23 protein-coding genes and 1 pseudogene are annotated in these 25,601 nt (G+C 67.6%); 10 read left to right on the top strand and 14 right to left on the bottom strand.

The genetic code is table 11. The annotated features are described in order from the left end of the window. The first annotated feature begins 586 nt into the window (after positions 1 to 586). From IE185_RS31730 to IE185_RS31720, 3 genes are all read left to right on the top strand, one after another. Positions 587 to 3,040, top strand: a complete 2,454-nt coding sequence (locus IE185_RS31730) for a DEAD/DEAH box helicase (protein WP_138897311.1) — start codon at positions 587 to 589, stop codon at positions 3,038 to 3,040. 1,044 nt (positions 3,041 to 4,084) lie between these two features. Then, the gene (locus tag IE185_RS31725) at positions 4,085 to 4,960 is read left to right on the top strand and encodes a hypothetical protein (protein WP_069934358.1); all 876 of its coding nucleotides are present in this window, start codon (positions 4,085 to 4,087) and stop codon (positions 4,958 to 4,960) included. Beyond that, on the top strand, positions 4,929 to 5,579 hold the full coding sequence (locus IE185_RS31720; protein ID WP_211362580.1) for a hypothetical protein: 651 nt from the start codon (positions 4,929 to 4,931) through the stop codon (positions 5,577 to 5,579). The genes IE185_RS31725 and IE185_RS31720 overlap by 32 nt, the downstream gene beginning before the upstream one ends. 434 nt (positions 5,580 to 6,013) lie before the next feature. Here IE185_RS31720 and IE185_RS31715 read toward each other — a convergent pair whose 3' ends face one another. The 5 genes from IE185_RS31715 to IE185_RS31695 all read right to left on the bottom strand — a co-directional run bounded on the left by IE185_RS31715 (position 6,014) and on the right by IE185_RS31695 (position 11,904). Then, on the bottom strand, positions 6,014 to 6,286 hold the full coding sequence (locus IE185_RS31715; RefSeq protein ID WP_138897312.1) for a hypothetical protein: 273 nt from the start codon (positions 6,284 to 6,286) through the stop codon (positions 6,014 to 6,016). 35 nt (positions 6,287 to 6,321) lie between these two features. Then, a complete protein-coding gene (locus IE185_RS31710) occupies positions 6,322 to 7,644 on the bottom strand; it encodes a S8 family serine peptidase (protein WP_138897313.1) in 1,323 nt (440 codons plus the stop codon). 339 nt (positions 7,645 to 7,983) lie between these two features. Further along, positions 7,984 to 9,357 (bottom strand): replication-relaxation family protein, encoded by a 1,374-nt coding sequence (locus tag IE185_RS31705; protein ID WP_189716480.1) that lies wholly within the window; start codon positions 9,355 to 9,357, stop codon positions 7,984 to 7,986. A gap of 459 nt (positions 9,358 to 9,816) precedes the next feature. Next, the gene (locus IE185_RS31700) at positions 9,817 to 10,233 is read right to left on the bottom strand and encodes an ester cyclase (protein ID WP_170198359.1); all 417 of its coding nucleotides are present in this window, start codon (positions 10,231 to 10,233) and stop codon (positions 9,817 to 9,819) included. Positions 10,234 to 10,689: 456 nt separating this feature from the next. Continuing rightward, positions 10,690 to 11,904: a glycosyltransferase gene (locus tag IE185_RS31695; protein ID WP_138897263.1), complete on the bottom strand. Its 1,215-nt coding sequence runs from the start codon at positions 11,902 to 11,904 to the stop codon at positions 10,690 to 10,692. A 217-nt stretch (positions 11,905 to 12,121) separates the two neighbouring features. On the opposite strand from IE185_RS31695, the gene IE185_RS31690 reads away from it, so the two are divergent. Beyond that, positions 12,122 to 12,670: a DUF4262 domain-containing protein gene (locus IE185_RS31690; RefSeq protein WP_229843813.1), complete on the top strand. Its 549-nt coding sequence runs from the start codon at positions 12,122 to 12,124 to the stop codon at positions 12,668 to 12,670. Between the two features lie 171 nt (positions 12,671 to 12,841). On the opposite strand, the gene IE185_RS31685 is transcribed toward IE185_RS31690, so the two are convergent. Beyond that, complete coding sequence (locus IE185_RS31685; RefSeq protein ID WP_229843812.1) at positions 12,842 to 13,762, bottom strand: ISL3 family transposase; 921 nt, start codon at positions 13,760 to 13,762, stop codon at positions 12,842 to 12,844. 637 nt (positions 13,763 to 14,399) lie between these two features. Next, entirely contained in the window at positions 14,400 to 15,467 is a 1,068-nt protein-coding gene (locus IE185_RS31680; RefSeq protein WP_373303778.1) for a transposase, read from the bottom strand. A 238-nt stretch (positions 15,468 to 15,705) separates the two neighbouring features. On the opposite strand from IE185_RS31680, the gene IE185_RS31675 reads away from it, so the two are divergent. Continuing rightward, a complete protein-coding gene (locus IE185_RS31675; RefSeq protein ID WP_138897268.1) occupies positions 15,706 to 16,254 on the top strand; it encodes a hypothetical protein in 549 nt (182 codons plus the stop codon). 234 nt (positions 16,255 to 16,488) lie between these two features. Beyond that, positions 16,489 to 16,785: a hypothetical protein gene (locus IE185_RS31670; protein ID WP_138897265.1), complete on the top strand. Its 297-nt coding sequence runs from the start codon at positions 16,489 to 16,491 to the stop codon at positions 16,783 to 16,785. A 106-nt stretch (positions 16,786 to 16,891) separates the two neighbouring features. On the opposite strand, the gene IE185_RS31665 is transcribed toward IE185_RS31670, so the two are convergent. Continuing rightward, entirely contained in the window at positions 16,892 to 17,938 is a 1,047-nt protein-coding gene (locus IE185_RS31665; RefSeq protein WP_189716478.1) for a hypothetical protein, read from the bottom strand. Positions 17,939 to 18,155: 217 nt separating this feature from the next. Between IE185_RS31665 and IE185_RS31660 the strand changes: the two genes are divergently transcribed. Further along, the gene (locus tag IE185_RS31660; RefSeq protein ID WP_138897216.1) at positions 18,156 to 18,371 is read left to right on the top strand and encodes a bacteriocin immunity protein; all 216 of its coding nucleotides are present in this window, start codon (positions 18,156 to 18,158) and stop codon (positions 18,369 to 18,371) included. A 48-nt stretch (positions 18,372 to 18,419) separates the two neighbouring features. Here IE185_RS31660 and IE185_RS31655 read toward each other — a convergent pair whose 3' ends face one another. The 5 genes from IE185_RS31655 to IE185_RS31635 all read right to left on the bottom strand — a co-directional run bounded on the left by IE185_RS31655 (position 18,420) and on the right by IE185_RS31635 (position 22,654). After that, the gene (locus IE185_RS31655; RefSeq protein ID WP_229843811.1) at positions 18,420 to 18,989 is read right to left on the bottom strand and encodes a hypothetical protein; all 570 of its coding nucleotides are present in this window, start codon (positions 18,987 to 18,989) and stop codon (positions 18,420 to 18,422) included. Positions 18,990 to 19,392: 403 nt separating this feature from the next. Beyond that, positions 19,393 to 19,866 carry a hypothetical protein gene (locus IE185_RS31650; protein WP_138897215.1) on the bottom strand — a complete coding sequence of 158 codons (474 nt, stop codon included), beginning with the start codon at positions 19,864 to 19,866 and terminating at the stop codon, positions 19,393 to 19,395. A 399-nt stretch (positions 19,867 to 20,265) separates the two neighbouring features. Continuing rightward, the gene (locus IE185_RS31645) at positions 20,266 to 20,817 is read right to left on the bottom strand and encodes an HAD domain-containing protein (RefSeq protein WP_138897218.1); all 552 of its coding nucleotides are present in this window, start codon (positions 20,815 to 20,817) and stop codon (positions 20,266 to 20,268) included. A gap of 218 nt (positions 20,818 to 21,035) precedes the next feature. Next, entirely contained in the window at positions 21,036 to 21,734 is a 699-nt protein-coding gene (locus IE185_RS31640) for a hypothetical protein (protein ID WP_138897214.1), read from the bottom strand. Positions 21,735 to 22,030: 296 nt separating this feature from the next. Beyond that, the gene (locus IE185_RS31635) at positions 22,031 to 22,654 is read right to left on the bottom strand and encodes a TetR/AcrR family transcriptional regulator (protein ID WP_138897213.1); all 624 of its coding nucleotides are present in this window, start codon (positions 22,652 to 22,654) and stop codon (positions 22,031 to 22,033) included. 69 nt (positions 22,655 to 22,723) lie between these two features. On the opposite strand from IE185_RS31635, the gene IE185_RS31630 reads away from it, so the two are divergent. Then, complete coding sequence (locus IE185_RS31630; RefSeq protein WP_189716476.1) at positions 22,724 to 23,146, top strand: hypothetical protein; 423 nt, start codon at positions 22,724 to 22,726, stop codon at positions 23,144 to 23,146. A gap of 212 nt (positions 23,147 to 23,358) precedes the next feature. After that, positions 23,359 to 23,709, top strand: a complete 351-nt coding sequence (locus tag IE185_RS34170) for a Helicase associated domain protein (protein WP_500809320.1) — start codon at positions 23,359 to 23,361, stop codon at positions 23,707 to 23,709. A gap of 344 nt (positions 23,710 to 24,053) precedes the next feature. Here the strand turns inward: IE185_RS34170 and IE185_RS31620 are convergent, their stop codons facing one another. Then, entirely contained in the window at positions 24,054 to 24,440 is a 387-nt protein-coding gene (locus IE185_RS31620) for a VOC family protein (RefSeq protein ID WP_138897212.1), read from the bottom strand. A 63-nt stretch (positions 24,441 to 24,503) separates the two neighbouring features. On the opposite strand from IE185_RS31620, the pseudogene IE185_RS31615 reads away from it, so the two are divergent. Further along, positions 24,504 to 25,470 (top strand): annotated as a pseudogene (locus tag IE185_RS31615) (helix-turn-helix transcriptional regulator). The last annotated feature ends 131 nt before the right edge of the window (positions 25,471 to 25,601 follow it).

Raw genomic sequence — 25,601 nt, 5'->3', positions numbered from 1 at the left:
ATCTCCCGCGGAGCGGGTACCACAGCGCTGCGCGCTGTGCAAGGGAAACGCTTCGCTTCGCTCAGCGGCCGAATTGCTTCGCAATTCGGTGACGGCGCTTCGCGCCTTAATCCCCTTGCTTCGCAAGGGGATTGGGAATTACGCTTCGCTTAAATTCCCGAGGGCAGGCATGTCCGCTTCGCTCCCATGCCCGGTTCCGGCTCCGCCGGAACGGCTGGCTGGGTGACGGAGGGGTGCATCGGTGCGGGCCTGTGTAGGATCCCGAAGAACAGGGCACCCCCTCCCCGATGAGGAACCGTCACCTCAATCTGCGTGGTGAGCCGGCCTTCGGGAGATCCGGGCTCGAACTCCGCTTCGCTCCATCCGAACTGACACCCACTCGCCACCCCCCGTCAGACCGAGCAGCGTACGCATGAGTTTACTCGAAAAACGGCCCGGCACCGCACCCCGTTGCGCTAAGGTAAGAGCGCGCATACTTCCCTGTGATGCAGCATCACGCGTCGCCGGATGCAGTGTGTAGCATCCCGAGCGAACTGTTACCCCCTCTGCCAGGGCAGGTACCCCTTCTCGACTCTTGGAGTACGGAATGCCGAAAGCCGATGAGATCCGGCTGTTTCCTCATCAGGTTGAGGCCGTTGACGCGGTGGTTCGTGGGCTAGATATTCCGCCGGGGAAGCGTATTCCGCGTGATGGCCTGCGGGCCACCGTGGTGGCCGCGTGTGGTACAGGGAAGACCTTCATTGCTGCGCACTCTGCGATGCGACTGGCGCGCAATGGCCGGGTGTTGGTGTTGTCGCCGACTTTGGATCTGTTGACACAGACGGTGCGGGAATGGCGTTCTGTCGGGCATACGGGTCCGGCTGTGGCGGTGTGTTCGCTGGATGATGACCCGCATTTGTGGGATCTTGATGTGCGCTCCACGACGAGTCCGCCGCAGTTGGCGTTGTGGCACGGCCGCGGGCCGGTGACCGTCTACGCCACCTATGCCAGCCTGCCCGTGCTGGCCGAGGCGCACGAGGGGGCGTACGGGCTGCCCATGGATGTTTTCGACCTCGTGGTGGTGGATGAGGCCCACCGTACAAGTGGATCTTTGGGTAAGGCGTGGGCTGCGATCCATGACCAGGACGTGATTCCGGCGATGCGCCGGCTGTACATGACGGCCACTCCCAGGATTTGGAAGGAGCGTCCGCCCCGGAGGCTGGAGCGTGCCGTCTCGGAGACGGGGGAGCCGTTCGAGGGGTGGGACCGGCTGCCGCGTGAGATGGCCTGTTCCATGGACGATCCGAAGATCTACGGGCCCGTGGTCTACGAGCTATCACTCGCGTCAGCCGTGTCACGTGGGCTTTTGGCGCGGTATCAGATCGTGGTGGTCGAGCTGACGGACCCGGTGGTGACCCCTGCCCGCCTGGCCAGCGAGGAGAAGCGGGAGGAGCGGCTGCGGGGTGAGCGGATGGGCGCGTTGCAGGCCGCGTTGCTGGAGACGATGGCGGAGCACCAGCTCCAGACGACCATCACGTTCCATCACCGGACCATAGAGGCTTCCGCGTTCGCGAAGGGGCTGCCCAGGGTCGCCAAGCAGCTGCACGCCTCGGATCCGAACCGGTATCCGGAGCGGGTGTGGGCGGACTGGCTGTGTGGTGAACATGAGGCCGATCACCGTCGTGCGGTGCTTTCCGATTTCGGGCGCAGGGCGGGTCGTGCGGTGCTTTCTAATTGCCGTGTACTGGGTGAGGGTGTCGATATCAGGGCGGTGGATTCTGTGGCCCTGCTGGACCCGAAAGGGTCGGCGGTGGACATCGTCCAGGCCATTGGTCGGGCATTGCGTCAGAAGCCGAACCAGGGGAAGATTGCGACACTGATCGTGCCGGTATTCTTGGCACCCGATGAGCGGCCTGAGGACATGTTCACCTCGGCTTCATATCGGCCACTCGTAAAGGTCCTTGAAGGTCTTCGGGCGCATGACGAGCGTGCCATTGAAATGCTCGCCATTCCGCAAGAGAACCAGAAACGGGTTGTTGATCCGTCGGAACACATCGGTGAGGAGCCGCAGGACGGTGAGGAGGAGTCGCGGCTGCTGCTCCGCTTCGCCGCCCCCAGGGACCCGGTCATGGTCGCCAAGTGGATCAAGTTCCAGATCCTCGACACCGAGCGCCAGGACTGGACGCGCGGATACGACGCCGCCCGCCGCTACCGCGACCGGGAAGACAGCCTCGACGTGCCCTACGAACATCAGGAAGGCGCGTACCCCTTGGGCAGGTGGCTGTCCGACCAGCGCCGGGCGTACCGGGCCGGGACCATGCCGGCCACGCGGGCGACCGAGCTGGAGGAGCTCGGCATGATCTGGGACACCGCCGACGCGGCCTTCGAGGAGAACCTCGCCGCGGCCCGCGCCTACTACGCGGAGGCCGGCACCCTGGCCGCCCCCAGGCACGCCACCGCGATGGACAAGCCCGTAGGACAGTGGCTCACCAACCTCCGCCGCCCCGGCGGACTCGGCAAAGACCCCGAGCGCGCAGCGCGACGCAGCGAGCAGCTCGCCGGGATCGATCCGGACTGGAACCCCGGGCTGTTGGGGTGGACCGTCGACTGGCAACGCCACTACATGGGGCTGCGTGCCCTGCTGGAGGCTGGCGGGACGTTGGAGGAGATCGTGCCTGGCGTCACGTACCGCGGCGACGACATCGGCCGCTGGGCGGCGCGGCAAGCACGGGACTGGGCGCGCCTGAACACCGAACAGCAGCACCGCCTGCACGTGCTGGGCGTGAAACCGGCCGCACGGCCACAGACAGCCCCCGCACGGACCAGTGCGAAGACTGAAGCGGCGAAGAGCTCCGACGCCTTCACACGGGGCCTCACAGCCCTCAAGCAGTACATCGCACGGGAAGGGAAGACCATCGTGGGACGGCAACACGTCGAACAGCTGCCCGACGGGACCTCCGTACGCCTCGGCGTATTCCTCAGCAACCACAAAACCCGACGCGACCGGCTGAGCGAGCAGCAGCTGGCGGCGCTCGCCGAACTTGGACTCGACTGGGCATAGGCGGCCCAATGAGTGAAGCGGTTCGCATCGCACCCGCGAACCGCTTCACTCACGTCCCGGGACCCATGCATCAACGCGGCTCCGGAGACCTGGCGGGCACACAGTTAGTTCGACGCACTCTCACGTCAAGCTTTTGTCGCCTTACGACTCTGCGACGTGGTCTTTTTCGCCGACGGCGTCCCTCCGGGACGACTTAACTTCCCCAATCGGCTCCGCCGGGGCGCCACAGGCGCCCCGAATCCACCGATGGAAAGCGGACGCGCTTCGCGCGGCGACTAGAAGAGGAGTGTCTGTGAGCACTTCCGTTGGGACCACGGTTCGGAAGTCTTTTGGCCCCACCCTCGAACCTGCGGTCGACGGTTCACCCGAGCCCCTGACGGCCTCTTCTCGCTGGCTGCGCCTGTGCATCAGCCCATCACCGGCCCGGCAGCCGAACGCCTGTCGGAGCCAAAAGAACCTGGTACGGCGGGGCCAAAAGAAGTGCTTACAAACAAGAGGAGGGTGGCGCGTCCGCAGATCGCCGCCTGACGGGCGTTCGTGGGTTCGGGGTGGAACCGGGGCCCCGTCGCCTGATCGGCGCTCTCCATGCCGTACAGGGGCCTTCCTGGGGCTCTCCTGGTGCAAGGCCCGTCCGGATGTGGGAGCGGTGGGGCGGATGGTGCACCCTGCGGTCGACGCGGTGAGGGGGCCGGGAGGACAGGGTTCTGTTCGGCGCTCCAGTGGGCGTAGGCAGCTTCCGACACGTGTGGGACGTCGATTGCTGGCCTTCGACGAAGCAGGCGGCCGGTCTCGGTCGGTTTTCACGGCGAGAGCGAGATGGTCGGTAGGGCACGCCACCGTGCCGTGGGCCCCACCGCAGCACGTGCAGGCTGCAGCGCTGGGGCGTCCCCACGCTCGTGTCAGTTAGTCATCCCAGTTGGACTGTCACCTGGGACTGTCACGTTGAACTTTCACCTGGCACTGTCATCTACCCGCTCAGCCGTCCACCCCATGGGGGGCTGAATCGTTTGGTTTGCGCCCACTGGGATGGCTACCTTCAGAAGCATGAAGAGGACATCGCACACCGAGCAGGACATGCAGGAACTCAAGGCGACCGGCAGGGACACCCGCGCGCAGGTTCTCGAGCGCTCGATCCGGTCCAACGTGCCCCTGCGCAAGACCTTCGTCCAGGCCCCCAAGGGAGCCGCGAGCCGCCACGGGCCCCTCAAAGACTTCGTGACTGGAAGAGATCTCAGGGGCTTGAAGGCATACCTGATGATCGTGGCCGCGTGCAGCAACGGTGACTCCGGCTGGTCGACCAAGCACGACAGCGCGGTGTGGGCGCGGCTGATGGACATCCAGGAGACCGCGACGGATCAGTCCGCCCGAACCGGTGCCTGGCGGGCCCTGCGCCGGCTGGAGGGCCGGAATCTGATCAAGTGCAGCCGCGCGGGAACCATGATCACAGTCACCCTGCTGCGGGAGGACGGAAGTGGCAAGGCGTACGACCGTCCTGCAGGGAAGACCGAGGAGGACCGCTTCCTGCAGATCCCGACCACGTTCTGGGCGAAGGGGTACGACGAAAACTTGGACCTGCCGGCCCTCGCCCTGCTCCTGGTCGTCGCCCGGGAGAAGGCGTGGTCTGCTTTCCCGGCCGAGAAGGCTCCCGAGTGGTACGGCTGGTCCCCCGACACCCACGAGCGCGGGCTGAAGAAGCTCCTCGACCTCGGACTCGTGGAGCGCATCAAGGTCTTCAAGACGGCGCCGCTCGCCCCCGCCGGCGTCACCGGCGCGTACCTCTACCAGCGGACGGCAATCACCAGGCCCCGCAAGCCCCGGAAGACCGCACCGACCGCACCGACCGCACCGACCGCACCGACCGCACCAAAGTCCACGACCGCGAAGAAGAGTGCCGCAAGCCCTTCCCGAAACAAGGGGTGACCTGATCAACCAGACCCACGGGGGACCCCACTCCGCAGGCGGACAGAAGCCAGCGTGGCTGGATGAGTCCTTCCACGAGAACAGTGAGAGCGGCTTCTACATCCTCGCTGCCACGATCATTGACCCGACCGTCACGGACGATGTCCGTGCAGCGATACGCGCGCTGAAAGGGCGGCGGGACACCAGCAAGTCCCACTGGACCGAAATGGACCATCGGCAGCGGCGCCACGCCGCCCAGCTCGTGGCCGTCCAGAGCGGTCTCCACGTTGTGGCCGTCGGTACACCGGTACCCAAGCGGAGGCAGGAACGGGCCCGGAGCAAGTCATTGACGGCGCTCGTCGTCGAACTGCACGGGTTCGAGGTCGACCAGCTCTACATCGAGTCCCGTGAGGCTGCACTGAACAAAGACGACATCAGCACGGTCGCCCGCGCCCGGCAGACGGTGCTGCCCAAAGGAACCGTGTTCCGTGCAGATCATGTTCACGGCCGCGCTGAGCCGCTGCTCTGGATCTCCGACATCGTCGCGGGTGCCGTTCATGCCCAGCGCAAGGGCGATCCGCAGTACACCGCGATGTTGGGGGACGCCTTGCTCGACTTCGAGGTGCCCACCGACTGCTGAAGCGACGCCGGAAATGCGCCGAGCCAGGCTCCCGGTCTGCCCCAGGTCACCTGGCTCCACTTCCGGCAACCCGCGGTCACCGGCTCGTTCAACACACTACAGGCCCCTTTATAAGGCGCCAACAGGGCCGACGTCACGTCGCACGTGGCGCCGACGCCTTCGACGCGCTGGCCCCAGGCCTGGCCCGCCGGTGTGCGCCACGGTCGACGGGTGTCAGCAGTCCGCTGACACACGTCTTCGCCGTCACCCGCCAGTCTTCGCGCTCATCGTCGCCACCAGTTCCAGCGTGCCGCCGGCCCGGGCGGCACGCATAGGCCCTGTGCTCGTATAGCTACGGCGACCGGACAGGTAGCGGGCAGTGCTCAGCCTGCTTCACTGCACAGTCGGCTGTCCGACTACGCCGAGGTTGCCGCACACGGTCATGAGCGGAGCGGTTACTGCACGGGAGAGTCGGGATCCGGTAGCTGGTAGCCGCGCTCCCGCTCTACGTCCTCAACGCCGTAGGCTGCGCTCAGGGCGCCCAGGGCGTCCTCGGACACGGTTCCCACGGCGGTGCCGAGTTCCCGCTGCTCGGACTCGATGATCATTCCAGCGCCCCGGGCGGCCTCGACCGCCTTGTCGAAATCATCGGGGTCGAGCGCGACCATCACCCTGACGACGGAAGTCTCATCACTCATGATGTGCGAGTCGCCGGTCACGTAGCCCATGTCGCCCTCCAAGGTGGTTCATCATTTTGCTACCCCTAGGGTGCCTGCACCAGTCCTCGACCAGCGTCCGACACCGGAAGACGAAGATCACGTGTGCCTGCGCGGAGCTGCGTCACGATCTGTGCGGGGGTCGCCATCGGGTTCTGCTCCCAGAGCAGCGCGGCGATACCCGCGACGTGGGGGGTGGCCATGCTGGTGCCCGACAGCCGACGGTATCCGCCGTTCCGCCAGGTGGACAGCACGTCGACGCCCGGCCCCGCCAGGTCAACCCCACCGCCTTGCGGGTTGAGACCGGCGCACGAGAACGGAGCGATGGTGTAGTCCGGCGCGATCGCGCCCACCGCGAGCACCGACGGGCAGTTCGCAGGCATTCCTACCGGTTGGAGATTCAGCGGGCGCTGGCTCTCGTTCCCCGCGGCTGCGATGATCACCTTGCCGCGCATGAGGCATCGACGGGCTGCGCGCTCGTAGATGCGCGAGTAGCCGGCGCCGAGGGCGACTGCACCGCCCAGTGACATTGAGATGACCCGGACCCCGGACTGGCTCATGGCCCAGTTGATGCCGTCGAGGATCTGTCCGTCGCTTCCGCGGCCCTGGTTGCTCAGCACCTTGGCAACGTAGATGTCGGCCTCGCACGCGACACCGTAGCGCGGCCCGGTGGCCGGGTTTCTGGGGCCACCGGCGGTCCCAGCGCAGTGGGTGCCGTGGCCGTGACCGTCATCGACAGCCTGTCCAGGCACGAAGGACACCGACTGCCTCATCCGGTCGGCCAGGTCCGGATGAGCTTCGTCGATGCCGGTGTCGAGGATCGCCACTCCGACGCCTCTACCAGTGAGGGTCGTCTCGGTCGCCAGGATGGCCTGCAGTCCCCAGGTTGCTTGCGCCTCGCTCCACCGGGGACCGGCCGCGGCCGGCGCCAGTGACTGATTGACCTGGCCGTTTCCCTGAACCCGCTCGACGAGGTCGGCTACACCATGCAGGTACCCCTCGAAGTACTCCATCGGGTGGGCCGCCGTGGCCTCCGTGCAGGCGTGGAGAACACGCTCCGGTTCCGATTCCAGAGTCGGAGTTGAGTCGACGGTGGCCTTCAGAGCCAGCCGCTGGTCGCCCTCGACGGCCTCGACGATGGCGATGCCCAGATCGTCGAGTACCACGGTTCCGCCCTCTTGGAGGGCGTGAATAGCGGAGTCGCCGGCCTGGATGTGGTTGGCCACCGACACTCCGGCACGCGAAAACAGGGCGTCCAGCCCGGCCTTGGGGTCGTCCTGATCGAGCAGAATCAGTTGTCTGCCTGTGTATTCGACGTTCTTGGCCACACCTTCGTCGGCCATCGCGGTCACGCTGTACTCGTCGCTCATGGTCTCGTCCTCTGCTTGGGGCGGGCGTGCTCTGCCCTGCGGCTGGATGGAAACAGAGAGGCCAACCGCTCACAGAGCGGGCATTTCGTCGTTTTCGACCATAGGAAGAAGAGATCCGTGGCGCGCGGCCTGGCAGAGCATTCGGACCAGTACGCCATGGCGCTACATGTCCTTTCGCCGTAGCCATACGAGAACGGGGCCGTGCCGGGCGACGCGTGCAACCCCACGGACTGCGCGCTCCGGGGCCCCGATATCCGCGCCTGGCTCGGGGCCCCACCCCATGCCCCGTCGGCCCCCAGCGGCGGAGGGGCGGCGTGTCAGACCGGCAGAGCTCCGGTGTCAGCGGCGCAGGAAGCCGAAGATGCCGTTCTCCTTGCGCCACGCCTCCGCTTCCGCCTTCGCCTGCGCCTCTTCAGCCGCCCGCTCCTCGGCCGCCTGGCGCTCCCGCTCCTTGGCGGAATTGCACACGGAGCAGTCGCTGCCCGGCGCTGCGGACTGCCAGTCGTCGTTCGGATAGACGTCACGGCCGCAGGTCGGACACGCCCACGCGGCGGCCTTCTGCCGCCGCTTGGTCTCTTCCCGCTCGCGCTGCTCGCGCTCCTCCTGGGCGCGGCGCTCGAGGCGACGTTCCTCGTCCCGGACGGAGAAGGCCCGGTAGTCGTCCGGGTTGTCCAGAGCCGCTTCGAGGGACTCCCACGAAGAATGCCCGTAGCGCCACCAGATGGGTCCGTGGGGTCCGTGCTGTTGTAGGCGGGCGAGGGTGGTGACGATGACGGGGACGGTGCCGTCGTAGCGGCGGTAGCCGTCCTTCACATCCGTCCCGTAGAGGCTGCCGCCCTGCCAGTGGCCTTTCCAGCACTCCGTGGAGAGGTCGCGGATGGCCTTCATGCGGTTCATCATCGCCTCGGGGCCGACCTGCTTGGTGAACACGATCGCCACAGGCGGGTGGCCCTGGCGGCCGTGGTCGCCGTAGAGGGTCTGCCACATCGGGACGTCCCGGGCGTTGTCTTTGAGTGTGCGGCGGAAGAACCGGCGGTACTTGAAAATCTTGTTGGCCACGATCTGCCGGTCCTCGGTGCCGTTGTCGACCTCCACGAACAGCACCGGCAACCCGGCCCCAGGTGCGGTCAGGACGGCGTCCGCGCGAGGGCTGCCCTTGGCCGGGCTGATGAACGTGCCCGCCACCGGCAGCACAACCTCGGTCTCCCACGAGGAGAGCGTGCCGATCCCCGCCGGCCGGAACGGACCGGCCGCTGTCTGCGTCGGCACCGTCGGCGGCGGCTGGTTCTTGCGGACGACCGGCCGGGTCGGCTCCGGTATTGGTTGGAGGAACGCGGTAATCGTGTCCGTGACCTTCCGCGCGTGCGGAGCGCCTGAGGGCACCGACGCCTTAGCCGTGCCGCCCATCTCCTTCACCTCGCGGTCCAGGACCACGCTCGCGGCCTCCAGGCCGGCGGTGGTCAGGTTCCACAGCTTCTCCGACACCCGGTTGCCCTTGTCGTTGATCCGCGTCGCGGACCCGAGCGAGACGACCAGACCCTCAACCCCGAGGTCCTTCGCGGCGTTGCGGACCGTCTGCGCGTCCGCAGTGCCCGGACACGTCAACTGCCGGATCTGCTCCGCCGTCGCGACCTTCACCACCCCAAGCGCCGCCAGCACCCACGTCCGCGCCTTCGTCGTCGACCCGTACGGCCGCGCCTTCGTCCCACCCACCAGCACCCCACCCCTCCCCCACGCCCTGCCGACCGTCCAGCGGCGGTCGGCAGCGGCCCGCCCCGCCGCCCCGGACCGATGATGACCACTCCTACCGCTCTCTACTGACAAAGAGTGGTTAATAAGAGGGTTGTCGAGGTGCCGAAAACGGGCTGGACAAGGGGTCTGAACTGTACAAACACGCCCGCCGTGGGTGCGGGTCACCGTAGGGGAGAACATAGGGGAAAACGTAGAGACCGCCGCAGGGCCGACCGCAGCCCTACTTATGGCCGATAGCTGGTTGGCTCTTCCCGGACTGGTTCGCCATCCCCGGCGGGGACTTGCAGGTGACGGTCCACAAAGTACGTGCAGCTCCGCGAACGTTCTCTGGGCGTACTGCCAACTCTCTGTTCGTGTTCGCGACGTGGAGAACGACCTGCGCCACAGTGAGCATTTTTGACGTGCCACACCGGCTCGGGCTCAGGATGACGGGAGCAACTCCAGTTGCTGGAGCATGGAGAGCTGATCGACAACGTGCCAGTGCTCGACGAGCCGGCCGTCGTCGAGCCGGAAGATGTCGATTCCGGCGAAGCGGCATGATCGTCCCGTCGGAGGGATGCCCAGAAAGGTTCCGGAGTGGGTGGCGCTGATGGTCCAACGGACGACGACGCGGTCCCCCTCGGCAATGATGTCGTCAATGCTGAAGGTGGGTGCCAGCCCTTCCACGAGCATGGTCATCCGATCCTTCAGTCCCTCACGCCCCTCACGCTGCCCGGGCATCGGGTCGTTCTCCTGGTAGTCCGCCGCGGCCAGCTCGTCAATGACCTCCATGCGCCGACCATTGAGCACTTCCTCGAACAACCGGCATACCAGCGCCTCATGGGTCTCGGCGGACACGTCGCAATCTCCCTGTCGATCCCATTGGATGCGCTCCCTTTTCATCGGCACCCACTCACCGGCGGACAGCGTCTCCGATCAGATCTCAGTGCGGCACTGCCGCCGCGCCTATGCCGCCTCGGCTTCACCCCGCCGGCTCTGCGGATGCTGCCTGGCCGATCTGCCCAGAACATCTGCGTGTGACCGTGACGAAGACCATGCATGGTTCCGCCGGAGTCACGTGCCCACGCGAGGTCAAAAACTCAAGTTAACGCCATGCCGAGCAGCGATGCTTCGCGGCCGGGTGACGACACGGATGGCTACGTTCACGACTTCGAGCAGCGTTTGCTCACGTCTTTGGGAGACGGCCAAGGGGCGGCGGCGTTCGAATTGTCCGCGCGTTTCGGCAGCACCGGATGCGGCAGAGTGCCTCGGACAGCCTGGCACCGCAGCACGGCGATGCAGCATCCCCCGGGTTCACCCGGCGCCCCTTGAGCCCATGTGGGCGAGCAATGAAGCGGCGCCGTCCTCGGCGGCGATGCCGCGGGCGAGTTCGGCCGCGCGGCGGCGGTGGGCCGGTTCGGACAGGCAGGCCGTGATCGCGTCGCCGAGGGCTTCGGCGGTGAGGTCCGGGAACGGCAGAGGCCGGGGGGCAACTCCTAGCTGGTACAGCCGAGATGCCCAGAACGGCTGGTCGGCCATGACGGGTACGGGCAGGGCGGGTACTCCGGCCCGCAGTCCGGCTGCGGTGGTACCGGCCCCGGCGTGGTGGACGACGGCGGCGGTGCGAGGGAACAGCCAGTCGTGCGGGACGTCGCCGATGGCCAGGACGTCGTCGCCGCAGCCGCTCAGTTCGGCCCACCCCGCCTGCACCACCGCGCGCACGCCTGCCCGCTCCACCGCCGCGGTCACCAGCTCACTCAGCCGTTCCCCCTGCCCCGCCGCCATGCTGCCGAACCCGATGAACACCGGGTGCGGACCGGCCTGGAGAAAGTCGACCAGTTCGGCCGGGGGCTGCCAGCCGTCCGGCCGCGCGGGCCACCAGTAGCCCGCCACTTCGACCCCGGACGGCCAGTCCTCGGGGCGCGGCACCACCAGCGGGCTGAAGCCGTGGAAGACCGGCCGGATGTCCACCGGTGCCGAGGACGCGTCGGCTGGCAGCCCGAGGCGGGCGCGCAGCCGGGTCGTGGCGCCCGCGAAGACCCCTTCCGCGCGCCTCAGCACTTCCCGGCCCGCGGCGAGGTTGCCCTCCGGCCCCGGGCCGTCGGTGTTCCGCGCGTTGGGCAGCGGGAATTGTCCGGTGGCGAACGCCGGTGCGAGGTAGGTGCCGATGACTGGGACGCCGAGCGCTTCGCCGGCCGTCCGGCTGAGCGGTGCCGGGCCGAAGGCGGTGAGCAGCAGGTCGGCTCCGCCTGCCACCGCCTCCGCCACCCCATCGGCGAGCCCGTCCGCGTACGCCCTTGTCAGCGCCCGGGCCTCCTCCGGCGACGCCGCCCGCGACCAATCCCGGACCAGCCCCTGCGGGTCTCCTGGCACAGGCCGGTAGTCGAGACCACACCCGTCGACGAGTGCGGCGAAGGACGGGTGAGCGGCCACGGCGACCTGATGACCCGTGTCCAGCAGGCGCCGCCCCAGGCCTGTGAAGGGCGCAACGTCTCCCCGCGACCCGGCGGTGATGATCAGAATTCGCATGAAGCGATTCTCCTCCGCGCATGCCACCCGGTCACCGTCGCCAGCCAGGGGCCCCTCAGCCCACCTGTCTGCCGCAACCCCGCGCGCATGTGCTGTCGTTACTCGGTTCTGGCACAGATCTTGGGGAGCGATCGCAGAGGGTGACAGTGACGTTCGATTGAAGGGCGATCACGAGCCCGGCTGGCCGGCTCAAACACTCACCTCGTAGCCTCCGCGTATGACTGCCGATCCGTTCCAGTGCCGCTGCGTCCTCTGCCATGACTACGGTGACCGAGACGAAGCGGACCGCATGGATCTGACGATCATCGAGAACGTGCAGCGGCACGGATGGCACGTCGTGATGGTTCCCGAGGACGACATCGGTCCTGGATTCGCCTACACGATCGGCCTCGCGCACGCTCACAACGCACCTGAGCTCGCCATGTTCGGACTCGATATCCAAGTCATGCACCGCATTCTCAACAGGCTCGGAGAGAAGTCCGCCGCGGGCGGTGTACTGGCCGACGGCCAGAGACATCCTGACGTTGTCGACGGTCACCAAGTCGCGCTCAGGCAGGTTGATCTGCGCTGGTACCGGACCTTCTTCGGACAGGCCATCGGGTTCTACCGCCGGCCTCCTTTCCTTGTGCTGCAAGTTGCGTGGCCCGACGCGCATGAACGATTTCACTGGGACGAACAGGCTGAGGTGAGGCATCGGGAGTCACAGCCTCAGCTGTGGCTGCCACCGCGTGAGCACCCTGTCGGGATTTGGACGACCGAACTCTGACCCCGTGCCGCCAGCGACGGAACAACACCGGCGCGAGAAGCTACTGGAGCAAGATCATTTTTCGGAGCAGTTCGAATCCGGCCCGACCGTAGAGCTGCCGCTTGATCTTCTTGATGCGGTTCACGGCGCCCTCGATGCTGCCAGAGCTCCAGTCCAGGGTGAGCCCAGCTGTCACGGCGTCGAGATCTCGGAGCAGGTGGAGGGCGTGCGCGGCCTTCTTGCGCTCAGCGCGCTGGCCGATGGGCGCCGGGTCGTCCTGCGGCCGACCGGAAGTCCTCCGGTGGCCTCCGGCAGCATGCTGCCGGGCGAGGGATTGCGCAGGCAGTCGCGGTGGGCGGCGACGCAGGTTTCCACGGCTCGGCCGAGGCCCTGCCATAGGTGGAACCGGTCGGCGACCTGCAGAGCGTCTGGGGCACCGCGTCGTGCTCCCTCGGCGTAGGCGCCGGCCCGGTCCCGGCAGATGATCTCCACGCCGGGGTGGCGAGTCAGCCAGGCGGCCAGCGGCCCGGCTTCGCGGGTCGGGAGCACGTCGACCACGCGATGGTCTTCGACGCTGGTCAAGACGGTGGAGTAGGTCTGGCCCCGGCGGATCGCGAAGTCGTCCACGCCCAGGACGCGCGGAGTACCAAACTGCGGATCGGGCAATGCCATGACCCTCCGTAACAAGGTCATCCGGCCGGCCCCGAAGCCCAGCTGAGGCGCCAGCCGGGCCCCGGCCCGCCCGGCCAGCGCGAGCCCCCCTCGCTCCAGGGCGTGGTTGAGCCGCGTGGTGAACCGTGCGTGCGGGACAGCCAGCTGCGAGAACGGCTCGGCGAACGTCCGGCGCGGGCAGTCCGCTGACCCGCAGATGAAGCGCCGGACCGTCAGCAGGATCACAAAGCCCTGCTCAGCGAGCGGAAGGCCCTTCAGCCTGCGCTGGTAGCGGTCGTGGACTCGGTCCGAGAAACGGCCGCAGTCCGGACATGCAGCGCCGGCCGCGCGGCCTCTCGCCGCCACCTCGACCGTGCCGAACGCCGCTGTGACCGCCTCGACATCCACATCGTCGATTCCGTCGAACACCAGCGAATCCCAGAACGGTGCATCGGTCTGCATGACCATCACCATCACCGGCCACAACCGGCCGCAGCCGCGGGTGGCAGGGATCTGAGGGAGCGTCAATTCTGATCGCTGGACGACAAGGCGTACGCGGTCCCACGCGAACCCGACTCTTCGCAATCGAACAACGGGGTAACGCTCCGCGACGACTCCCCAAGATCTGTGCCAGAACCGAGATTCGACAGCACTACCAAAAGGGTGGCTGGGGCGGGCACTGAGTCCTGGCGTACGTTCGAACTTATGACGCGCACCCTGAGATCCCGGCTGGTGGCCCAGTGAGCGGCTGGTGGGCCTACTTGGAGGAACGGACCTGCCGAGAGGTCGATGCCGACGTGCTGCGCGACAGCCGGCTGTCGGCAATCAGGTCCGTCTGGGAGGCGTTGCGCCCGCTGGGGGTGGGCCTGAACGAAGCCGAGCGGGTGGTCCACGCGCGGTACGAGGCTCTGGGCGACCGTGTGCAGCGCACGCCACCTGATCCGCTGGACCTTCCCTCACTCGCAGCCCGCGCTGCGGCTCTCCCAGGCCGTGTGGCGGCGGTGGAGGCGCTCTGGGACGGCGATACAGTGCACGACTGGTTCGTTCTTCTGGTCGCGGTTCTGGACGTCCCAGACGGGGAGGGGCACCTGGCGACTGTCTACCGCCGATCTGACGGCCCTCCTCCTGGCGTTGCCGCCGCTGAGGCCGGCCGGGCGCTAACCGGCCACCTTCGCGTGCCTTTCCACTTCGCGTCTCCGGACATCCCTGATGACGACGCCCCGCGCTGGAGGACGATCCAACGGTTGGCGGAAGGCCCGTGACCGGAGGCATGGACGGAGAGCGGCGTCCCCAGGAGACCGCACGGCATGGTGCCTCCCGTTCTCATGAACATGGCCTCAGGTCCGATCCGCCTGCCTCCCGAGATGGTGAGGTTGCGCAGGTAGTACTCCTGGCCGTGGCCGCCGTCGCGGATCTGGCAGACGGCGATGATGTGCAGAGCCGAGTTCAAGGCTCGGTTGCCGCCAGTGTTGGGGCGGTGACGTACGTTCTTGCCGCTGGGGGCGTCCAATGGTGCGCTTCCGGTGTAGCTGGCGAAGTGGTGCTCGGTCGGAAAGCGGCTGATGTCACCGATGTGCCTGAGAACCTTGGCGGCCAGGACCGTTCCGAGGCCGGGCAGCGAGGTCAGGCTGGTGCGGGCTGCCGCAAGGGCATCACGCATCTGCGCTTCGTTGTCCTTCGCCTGGTGGTCGAGACGACGGAGGTCGGCCAGCAAGTCGCGGGCCAGGTCACGTCGGCAGTTGTCGGTCGCCGTGACCGGTCGGATGCCCTTCATCAACGCGGCAGCCTTGTCGGCGGACAGTCGGGTCGGGGCCCCGCCCGGCAGCAGGTCGCGTAGTAACGCGTGGAGCCGATTAACGACGCGGGTCCGCTCGTTGACCAGGTCATTGCGTCGCTCGGTCAGCAGCCGCAGGATTGTGGACTGGTCTTCGGCGGTGACCTTGCGGAGATGGTTGCGGAAGAGGGCGACCTGGGCGACGTGGAGGGCATCGGCGGGGTCGGTCTTGCGGTCGCCGCCGGTGGACAGGAGCCTGGCCCTGGCCGAGAGCGTCGAGGGAACGTTGACGACGTCTTCGCCGGCCGCGGCCAGCTGCTGGGCGAGCGTGCGGCCAAGGCCGCCGGCTCCCTCAACAGCGAACCGGCGCTCGGGCCACTGCTCGCAGCCCATGGTGAAGCGGCGGTCACCCGGGGGGTGCCGCCGCTCGAAGGAAGGGGGTGGGTCGTGGGTCAGCCGGCTTGCCCGGCGTGTCGGGCTCTGGTGGACGGGCCGGTACGGTTCGCCCTCGTCGTCCGGCGTAGTCGTCTTCGTTGTCTGGGGAAGCTTGCTGACGCTGTTCGCTTTGCCGAGGGCTCTTGGCGTGTCCCGGGCCCTTGCCGCCGACGTGTCCGAGCGGCAGAGTGACGTCGTGATCATTCCGTTCTTACGCGACGACACGCAGGGTGCAGTAACGGTGACGGTGGAGTGCGTCGATGATCCTGCTGTGATCGGCAAGCACCCCTCAGCCGATGGTTTCCCGTGCTGCACCGCTGAGGTGGACTTTCCGGGCAAGGGTTATCGGGCCCTGTTCGGCTGGGTTCAGCTGGTGCGTTCGACGGACAACTCCTCCACCGGGGCCGCCTTCGACATGGACCCATTCTACCTGTTCAAGGATGCCCCGTCGCCGTACGCCTTCTTCGGCATCAATCCCACCCTGTTTGACGCACCGTCACGAACCGAGCGATGCCCTCTGACCTGGACCGCACACAGCTATCTGGCATGGACACCGATGGATGACACTGAACGGCGCGTGCTGCCGCTGGTCGGCTTCTCCTGGGGGTTCGACATCGACTCGGTCAATCGCATCACGCTGCAACAGGTTCAGTCACTGACACCTGCGGACTGGGACGCGCACGTGCCCTACCTCAGCACTTCTTATTCAGGCTGGGTATTCGATCAATCGAAAGCCCGGCAGTGAGCCCTGACGGTCTTCACCGCAGGGGCGCCCGCTGTGCCGGAGCACGATTCCTCCGGTGGGCCGGTTGACACGCCCGTTCGGCCGGGCGCAGCGCGCTGTGCGCTGCTTGTCGTCGTACGGTCTGGCGGAAGGCCGCCTTTCAGACAGGACGGGCGGCTGCGGCCCTGCGTTTTCATTCGCACGTGGCGCAGGGCCGCACACCACAGCAAGGACGGGAGCGCCGCATCCCCGCAGTTGCTTCGATCCCTGGGCAGGCCGGCGTGTTCCGCTTCGGGCAATGCCCAGGCCCTCGAAGCGCGCCCCGAGGGCCTGGGTGTCTCGCCTACGGGGTCAGGCCGGGGTGATGTTCTCGGCCTGCGGGCCTTTCTGGCCCCCGTCATCGCCGGGCCGCTCGCCATCACCGCCGGAGTGGCCGGCATCCACTACGCGCACCACGGCACCGGCCGCCTGTGGACCGCCATCACCGGAACGATCCTCGGCGCCGCTGCATTCGGCAGCAGCATCACCGTCGTGAGCATGTTCAGCATCTAGGGCCCGTTGTTTACATCTCCGGTAGTTGGCCAAGGCGGCTGACCGGAGAGTCGATCGCGGTGTCGATTGGTGGTGTAGGCGTCGGCCGGAGGACTTCCGCACGAGCTCACTGGAGCAGTTCGATGTGGGGGTGGTACGGAGAAGAAGGGCAGACGTGGAGCTGCAGGTTGTTGCCGCCGGTGATGCTGATCAAGGTGAAGTTGCCGTTGCGGGCGCCCAGGGGCGGCGGGCCCGGGGTCGGCCGGTCCTCCTCGGCGATCCAGGTCGCGCTGCCGCCGTCCCATTCCGATGAGGCGATGGTGAGGAGCGGGACCGCCTCGGTGCCGCACTCCGGGCAGGCGCGGTCGACGGGGTCGGTGGGGCTCCAGTGGGTCCAGCCGCCGGTCTTCCAGCCGGGGGCGGTGCAGAGGTTGTTCAGGTAGAGCTCGCCCGGGTCGTCCGCGTACGCGTTGTACTGCGCGGGGTCGATCGTCGCCCAGCGGCTCTCGTCGTCCAGCTGGTCCCGAAGCTCCTTGCTCAGCTCGCCGGGGTGGGGGTAGTCGGTGACCTGCTCCGGTGAGAACAGGCACGGCTCCGGGAGGTACCAGCCGTCCTGGACGATCGGCGGCTCGGGCGGTGCGTCGAGGATGTCGGTGACGGTGGCGGAGGACCGCCAGAACAGGGCGGTCTTGGGGTGTGCCATCTCGTGGTCGAAGGGGCACCACAGGACTTGGAGCAGGTCCGCGTCGGGCGGGCAGGGGAAGGGGATGTCGCGGGCGTAGAGCTGGGCGACGGGCAGCAGGGGCATCGGGCCGTCGAACCACGGGCGGCCCTCCTTGAGCCGCTCCCAGTTCGCCCGCTCCTCGGGGGTGACCTCGGGCGCCCCGGGGTCGAGGCGCAGCCGCTTGGTCGCTGCGGCGAGATCGCGGCGGAGGACCCGGACGTCGTCCGGGGAGCGGGTCACCTGCGACGCCCGGCTGTCGTGCGGCTCGTCGCAGTACGGCCACGGCTCGCCGGCGGGCCACAGGAGCGGCCCGCCGACGTGGCTGTCCTGCACGGTCGGCGACCCCGGCCTCGGGTGCAGCCGGGTCGCCGTCCGCGCCAGCGGGGCCAGCTGAGGGAAGAGCGCGGTCACGTCGAACGGCCGCGGCGGGGTGGTAAATATGGCGTTCATGGCGGTGATGCTGCCAGCAGCCGCTGACAATGGGTGTACCGATCCCCGTCAGCTGACCCCAGACAGGTCCCCTGAGTCAGCTGGCAGACCAAAGGAAGATCCCAGCAATATGGAGTCCGGCCAGGTAGATGGTCGCGGCCTTCTCGTAGCGCGTGGCGATGCCGCGTCACTGCTTCATACGGTGGCTGTGGCGGAAGGGCCTGGTGAGTGCAGTGGGATGAGCCGCGCGGAGGCAGTCGCGCTCGTGCAGCGCATCATGGATGCGGGCTGCGCCGCCGATGAAGAGGTGGCCGGCTGGCTGGACAAGCTCGACAGAGCCCTGGCCTGCCCGTCTGGTCACGTCAGTGACTTGATCTTCTGGCCGCCGGAGCGGGACCTTTCGGCCGATGAGGTCGTCGATCAGGCCCTGGCGTATCGGCCGTTCGTTTTGTGAGAACGGGACTCACCTTCGAAGCCTGATCAACTGGATCGGCCCTCAGAGTCAGCGTCCCTGTGCCGCACCGCGACGCGGCCGCGCTGCCCTGCCGGGGCGACGGCGGGTGGGCTCCCCAGCGGGCGCAGCGGAGGGCGAGGAGAAGAAGCCGCCGGGCACACCGGATTGCGCGGGCACGGCAATCTTCTTGGCGGCCTCTGCGGGGGCCGGGGCCGGCGTGCGAGCGGCGCGAGCGAGGATTGTGGCGTTCGCGATCAGCGGTGCGCAGCTTTCGCATACTTCCCCGAGGGTCCATACCCGGCCGACGGTCGGGTCGTGGCGCAGGATGAGTACGACGGTGCCGGCGCAGTGGACGCGGGTGTGTTCGTGGGTGGCGCAGCGCTGGGCGCGGCAGTGGCAGGCGGCGTTCGGGCGGACGGTGGCGGCTTTGGCGTGGGCGGCCACGTGCTGGGCGGCGAAGGCGCGCAGCGCCGGAAGGTCTTTGGAGCGGGGTGGCATCCGGCACGCGGCGGTGGTGCAGGTGACGGTTGCCGAACGGTCGGCGTGCCCGGTGAGCCGGATGGTCCAGGCCCGTCCGGGGGTGCGCTCGGTGGAGGATTCGCTGTGGGCGGTCGTCACGCGGTCGGTCCGTTCGCTCGTGCTGGGGTGGTGTCGGTCCACTATGAGCTACCCGCTTGCCGGTTGGGCAGCACATTTTCTGGTTGCAGCGGCGCGTTCCCGGGCGGTGAATCGGGAAGGTGCGGTGGTCTCCCGCCCGACGGCAGCCTCGTCTGTTCTCGCCTTTTGCGCCCGGCCCGGGTTCCGGCGGCTGTGCGACGACCTGGACCAGCCGCCTCTTTGCCTGTGCCCGCGGAGGTGCCCCCGTGAGCTCGTACGTCCCGCTTGCTTGCTGGCGCCCCGCTGCTTGAACGGGCTGTTGAGTCGTTGCGTCCCGGCAACCGTTGAGCAGTCGTGCACCCCGGCAGACTGGTGGGGCATGTCGTACTTGGGGTGCTTGTGCAGGCCGGCTGCGGCCGTCGTCCTAGCCGGAATGTGTGGTCTGGTATCGCTGGAGATAGCCGTCGCTGGGGCAGCCCTCATCCGCGTCCCGGGTCGGACACAGCACAGGGTCGTCTTCATCCCCGAAGAGGTAGGCGGACACCTCGCAGTCGCCGGTGGAGAAAATTAGCGCCAGCGCGGTGCCGCGTGTGGCGCTCTCTGCAGGGACGATGAACTGATCTGCCTCATCGGGGGCATGGAACGCCCAGCGGCCGGAGGACAAGGCCGAAGGCGCCTCGCAGTCGGAGGCGGCGGGCAACTCGTCGAAGTGCTCTGCGGTAAAGGTGTGGTCGTCGGAGAAAGTCAGGGATGTTCCTCCCGCACTGGCCCATCGCCCCGCCACCTGATTCGTTGAAATCTCCGCTGCATGAATCACCGCACCCCAGCCGGCGCAGGACACTGTGAGCGCCTCCGCCACTGCGATGAAGGCGATTGAGCGCCACAACTGTCGGCCCATGCTCACCCCTCCCCCGGACGGCCGCCCTCATCCCGGCCTAGCGGGCCGGACCCCCACCATATTTGAACGCGATCAAAAATCGTTCAGTGGGTCCGCTGTCACCCGCTGGCGCACTGCAGCATGTTGTCGGTTTCGGCCGGCAGGGGGCTCAACCGCGGCGACAGCGAGGCATAACGGCGCCCGCCCGGCGCCAAATGGTGCTTCGATCTACGCGCGTCTCGTCAAGGCAACCCGGAGACGTACCGGCCTCGGTGCGCCCGGCTGACAGGGCCGTCGGCTTCGGGTCGGGTACGCCCCGCCGTGGCCTGAGCAGCCGCCCGCTGGCCAGCACGGAGCGACTTGCGTACCAGGGCGCTCATGCGCAACCACGTCACAGCCGGTTGTCGGCCGACCGTGGAGTCATTGAAGGGCGGTCGCCCATGCCGTCAGCGCGGTGAAGTCGTCGAGAGTAAGGCCGTATCGGGGGTCGACTCGGTGCAGTAGGGCGGGGCCGTCGTGGTGTTCCTTGACCCAGGTGCGGTCCGCCTCGGTGATGTCGTCGTCTATCCAGGCGAAGGCCCGGCCTTTGGCCCACGTGACGATCTCAGGCGTCTTCCAGAACACACCGCCGCCGGGCACCGGCCGCAGCGAGGACCAGGCGATGAAGGGCAGCTCGGGCAGTCCCAGGACCGGTGCGACGTAGGCGTTGGCTTCTTCCTCCCACGTTGTTGCCCACACCAGGTCGAAGGGAAGCGCGTCCAAGGCCGGGCCGTGATCCGGGTTGAGCCACACCCGCAGCGGCTTCATCCGCTTGTCCGGCAGCCCCCACTCGGTCAGCCGGCGCCGCTCGGCGGCTTCCCAGCGAGGGGTAAGAAGCCGGTGCGTCTCATAACCCTCCGGCCGCCGGTGCGGCTTCGCGGCATACGGATTCAACGGCCCATCCACGTCCACCAACAGCACTGGGCGCACCAGCCCCCTCCCCTTGATCCTGCCTCGCACGGTAGCGGCCGATGACCACAGGGCCCAGCGAAATTCCGGCAGGCAGCGATTCGGGGAAGGCCAGGCGGGCGGCGGTTGTCCCGACCGTCGTCGGCGTACACCGGTACGCGCCACTCAGGTACGGCGCTACGTCCCCGTCTTGCGCCCGTATAGGGGCGCGCCGGCTCCGCAGTCGGTGACCGTTTTACCGGTTACTTTCCGGGTGTGAGGCAGCGTTCCAGGGCGGCCCGTTGAGTGTCGGGCAGGCCCTCGCCCAGGGGGTCCGAGCGGGGACTGTGTTCACCGTCGCAGGTCCAGCCGCGCTCGTCGTGGTCGTACGACCACGACGAGGTTCCCCACATGGGATGGGCTCGCAGCAGGTGCCGGGCCAGGTTTTCGCAGTCGTGCGGGGCACCGACCGTCCGGAGCGCGTCCATCAGCGTGGTGACGGCCTGGGCCGGGACGTTGGCGTCGCCCAGCACCGGTAACAGCAGGAGCAGCCGTTGATGCGGATCGGTGACGCCAGCGGCTCCGGGCGGGCTGCGGAGAAGTGCTGCGAGCTCCGGCCAGCAAAGGCCTGGGCCGAGGCGGTCCTGGTCGGTGCTGGCCAGGACCAGGTCCCGGCGCCAGTCGGGGTGGACGAGGAAGTAGTCCGCGGACGTGTACTGCTCGCCGCTGTTGTAGTGCACGATGACGCTGTGGCCCTGGGCCAGCCGCACCGTGAACACCGGCCAGGCCGCCTTGCTCTCCAGGCGCTCCAGCACAGCACCGGCGTCCGCGGCATCGACGCCGAAGCCCTCCACCGATAATCCCTCGCAGAGCTCCGCCAGGTGTGCGGCCCAAAAGCCCGGTTCTTCCAGCAGCGGCAGACCGTCCACGACGGGCGCTGAGGCGTACAGATGTCGTGCCATGACCATGCCGTGATTGGCGCTGCTTCGCCCCTGTTCGGGCCGCCTCTGGCGTTCTGGCGGCCGACAAAGCCGATGTGAGGTCGGTGCGCCCCGCCGTGGCCTGAGCAGCCGCCCGCCACCAGCACAGAGCGAAGGCGGCACCACCCATATCGCGTTCGAACAAGCCTTCCGCCTGGACCACCGCCCCCGAGGCATCACGCTCTCATGGCTCCTCAACGGCGTTGTCGGCTTGGTGGAAGCCGTCGCAGACATGACTCACGATGGTGAACCCGAAGACGCCTCGCCCTGACAGACCATCACGAAGAGCCCGCATCGTGGTTGATGAGGGACATGCCGGATGCCAGTGCGCGGGCGGTGTCGGCGAAGTACTGCTCATCGGCACCAGGGGCAAGACCGAGGGGGACGCCCTGACTGAGGCCGACGAACAATGCCCTGAGCGCGGTGGTCAGGCGTTGTGCCTGTTGCGTCGTCACGACGCTTCCGTTGTGCGACCTTCCGGTGAACAGCGCGATCAGATGGTTCTCTTGCGACCGGATGGACGCGGCGAGCTGGGAACCCAGCTCTGGATCATGCAGGGCCATGTCCAGCAAGGTGATCTCGAGCGACAGGCGGGACAGCACGTCCGGGGCGTCACAACTGCGCCGGTAGTACCGGGCGAAGGCGTCGACCGCTTCCAGCAGATCAAGTCCAGTGGGAACCGCGTGCTCGATCTCCTCGTAGTGCGGCCGCAGGTAGTCGGCGATCAGGGCGACCACCAGGCCGTTCTTGCTTCCGAACAGCGAGTAGATGGCGCCGGTGGTCAGGTCGGCGCGTTCGGCGACCTCATCAAGCTTGGCCCGGTACCCATCCCGGGACACGACCTGGAACGCAGCGTCCAGCAAGGCGCGGCGGTTGCGTTCCTTGGCCTCTGCTCTCGTCATTCTCATAGTTTGATTATTGCCGTAATCTCATTACGAAACCAATCGCGACGAGCTTCGAGGAGAACCCTCATGGCCCAGGACTCGGCATCGCGGGTGACCCGCCAGACGGTGGGTGCCATCGCCGATGGCGCCTTCAAGGTGTTGCTTGCCGCTGTCTCCATCGCCGGCGCTGCCCCGCTCGGCCGGTTACTCGGGACGCCGGCCTGGCTGATGGTCGTCTCAGGCGTGGCCCTGCTGATCGGCGGCGGCATCGAGATCAGATACACGCGCAGCCGGTCGATGCGCACCTACACGCAGCTCATGATTGCCTACGACAGTGGCTGGGTGTTGGCGGCCCTGACCGGTCTCCTGATGGCGTGGCAGGGCAGCGGAGCCGGGGGTGAAGTCTGGATGGGGTACCAGACAGCCGCCCCCGTCGTGTTCGCCGCACTGCTGGTCGCCGCTGCCCCTACGCAGGCGATCCAGGGCACTCAGCGCGACACCTCAGTTTGAGCGGCCCGCCCCCGTCTCGCTCAAACTGAGGCAACCCAGGTCAGACACTGACTCTGCCTCACCTTGAGCGAGGACACTTGTTGATCCACACCCCGAGCACAGCAACCACCAGCCGGCGAAGAGATCAGAACTCACGAAACTGAGACAGCATCACCCCTCATGCGATAACCCCCACGACATCGATCCCACCTCGATCTCTCACATCCAGGACAGTGACCCCGCAACCCAAAACAGCCACCGACCAGCATCAACACACCAACATCAGCTGTCCCTCACACCACCGCCCCGAAACCAAGAGATCGCAGCAGAAGGCCCCAGCCCGGGCCGGTGCGAAGGCTGGGGCAGCGAAGGGCTCCGACGCCTTCACGCGTGGCCTCGCAGCCCTCAAGCAGTACATCGCACGGGAAGGCAAGACCGTTGTGGGGCGGCAGCACGTCGAGGAGCTGCCCGACGGGACGTCCGTACGACTCGGTGTATTTCTGAGCAACCACAAGAACCGGCGCGACCGGTTGAGTGAGCAGCAGCTGACAGCGCTGGCCGACCTGGGACTCGACTGGGCATAGCCGAGGGCCTTATCGACAACTCGCGCCGGCGCGTGCTGGCGCGAGTTGCAGGAGATGGCACTGGAGATCTCACTCCGAGCACTGGGCACAGTCGCCGCCCGTCGCCTTCAGCTCGCGACGCCAGTGCTCGTACAGCCGCTCGGCCATCTGCTCGCTGGCACTCCGTCACCGCCGCCGCTGTCCTCATCTGGCTCCGATCATGACCGGAGAAGCAGGCGCTATCTGATCACGTACGTCTGCTGCCTGGGAGGCCGTGCAACCTCTCCGCGACCGCGGCGGGACAGCGGCGAGTTCGCTGCCCCAGCCTGGGTGCGCGGTGGTGGTCATCGGCTTGCAGGTCGTGCTCAGACCAGGGTGGATATGCAGAACGGGTGGCCTGCGGGGTCCAGCAGGACCCGCCACCGGTCGGGGTCCGGCTGGAACTCGGGCTTGACGGCCCCCAGGGCCAGCAGCCGGGCCTGCGCAGCATCCAAGTCATCGACGCCCAGTTCGATGTGGGCCTGCTTTTCCTGGGAAGCAGCCGGCCAGGTGGGACGGCGGTAGTCAGCCAGCCGGTTGAACCCGAGTCCGGCCGCGCCCTCCTGGCCAAGGAGGACGAAGTCGTCGGTGGAGAAGACGACGGGCAGACCGAGGGCCTCGCCGTAGAAGCGGGCCAGTTCGGCGGGATCCGGGCAGTCGAAGGTGACGGCCGAGTAGCGGAACGTGGGTGCGGAGGTGTTTTCCGTGGTCATGAAGGGGACCCTAGGCCGGGACCAGGACAGATTCGGTCCTGGTCATGTGGAACACTCGGAAACGTGATCAGCGCATCCGCCCGCCTGCTGCGACTGGTCTCCTTGCTTGCCGCCAAGCCGTCGTGGACCTGCGGCGAGCTGGCCGACCGAATGGCGGTCACCGACCGCACGGTGCGGCGGGACATCGCCAAGCTCCGGGAACTCGGCTACGCCATCGAGTCCGACCCGGGACCATGGGGCGGTTACCGTCTCCGCGCCGGAGCCCGGACACCGCCGCTGATCCTCGATGACGAAGAAGCACTCGCCGTTGCTGTCGGACTGCGCGAGGCCGCGCTCAGCGGTGCTCTCGGCGGCGACCAGGCCGCGCTGTCGGCGCTGCTGAAACTGCAGCAGGTTCTGCCCCAGCGCATCGCGGACCGGCTGACCGAGATGGACAACGCCTTCGTACACACCCCCAGACCCGACGAGCCGCAGATCACGCCCGGCATGCTGCGGGAACTGGCCGCCGCGTGCCGCCGAGGCGAGCGTGCCCAACTGTCGTACCGCGACTGGGAAGGAAAAGCCACGGTCCGGGACATCGACCCGTACCGCCTCGTTCACACCGGACGCCGCTGGTACTTCGTCGCCCGGGACGTGACGCGGGACCAATGGCGAACCTTCCGGGGCCGACAGGGTCGACCGACTGCAGCCAACCGGGCACGCGGTGGAACTCATCGACCCACCCGACCCGGCGCTGCTCGTCTCCCGCTCCGTCGCCACCGGCCCCTACCCGCTCTCTGCCACGATCCGTCTCCCGGTGTCCATGAACCAAGCCCTGCGGCTGATTCCTGCGACGGTCGGCACCCACCGTCCCGAAAGCCCCGACACCACGATCGTCGACATCGGCGGTCCCGACGCGGACGGTCTCGCCAGGTACCTCCTCAGCCTGGCCACACCCCTGCGAGTCCTCTCACCGGACGCTGTCCGGCAGGCCCTGCTACGCCGTACCCAGGAACTCTTCGAGGACAACGCGAACGGTCAGTCCCGGTAGAGCGACGTTGCGCAGGAACGAGCTATGGCCCAATGACCAGAACAAGGCGCTACTGATAGAGACATGTGCCGGACGTGATGTGCCAGGACTTGAGTCGGGCAAAGGCTCGTTCGCCGGGGGCGCGTAGTCGG

It is taken from the genome of Streptomyces chryseus, from assembly GCF_014650755.1.
Classification (GTDB): domain Bacteria; phylum Actinomycetota; class Actinomycetes; order Streptomycetales; family Streptomycetaceae; genus Streptomyces; species Streptomyces chryseus.
The sequence above is the reverse complement of the archived record's forward strand: the minus strand, read 5'-3'. Positions and strand labels throughout refer to the sequence as shown.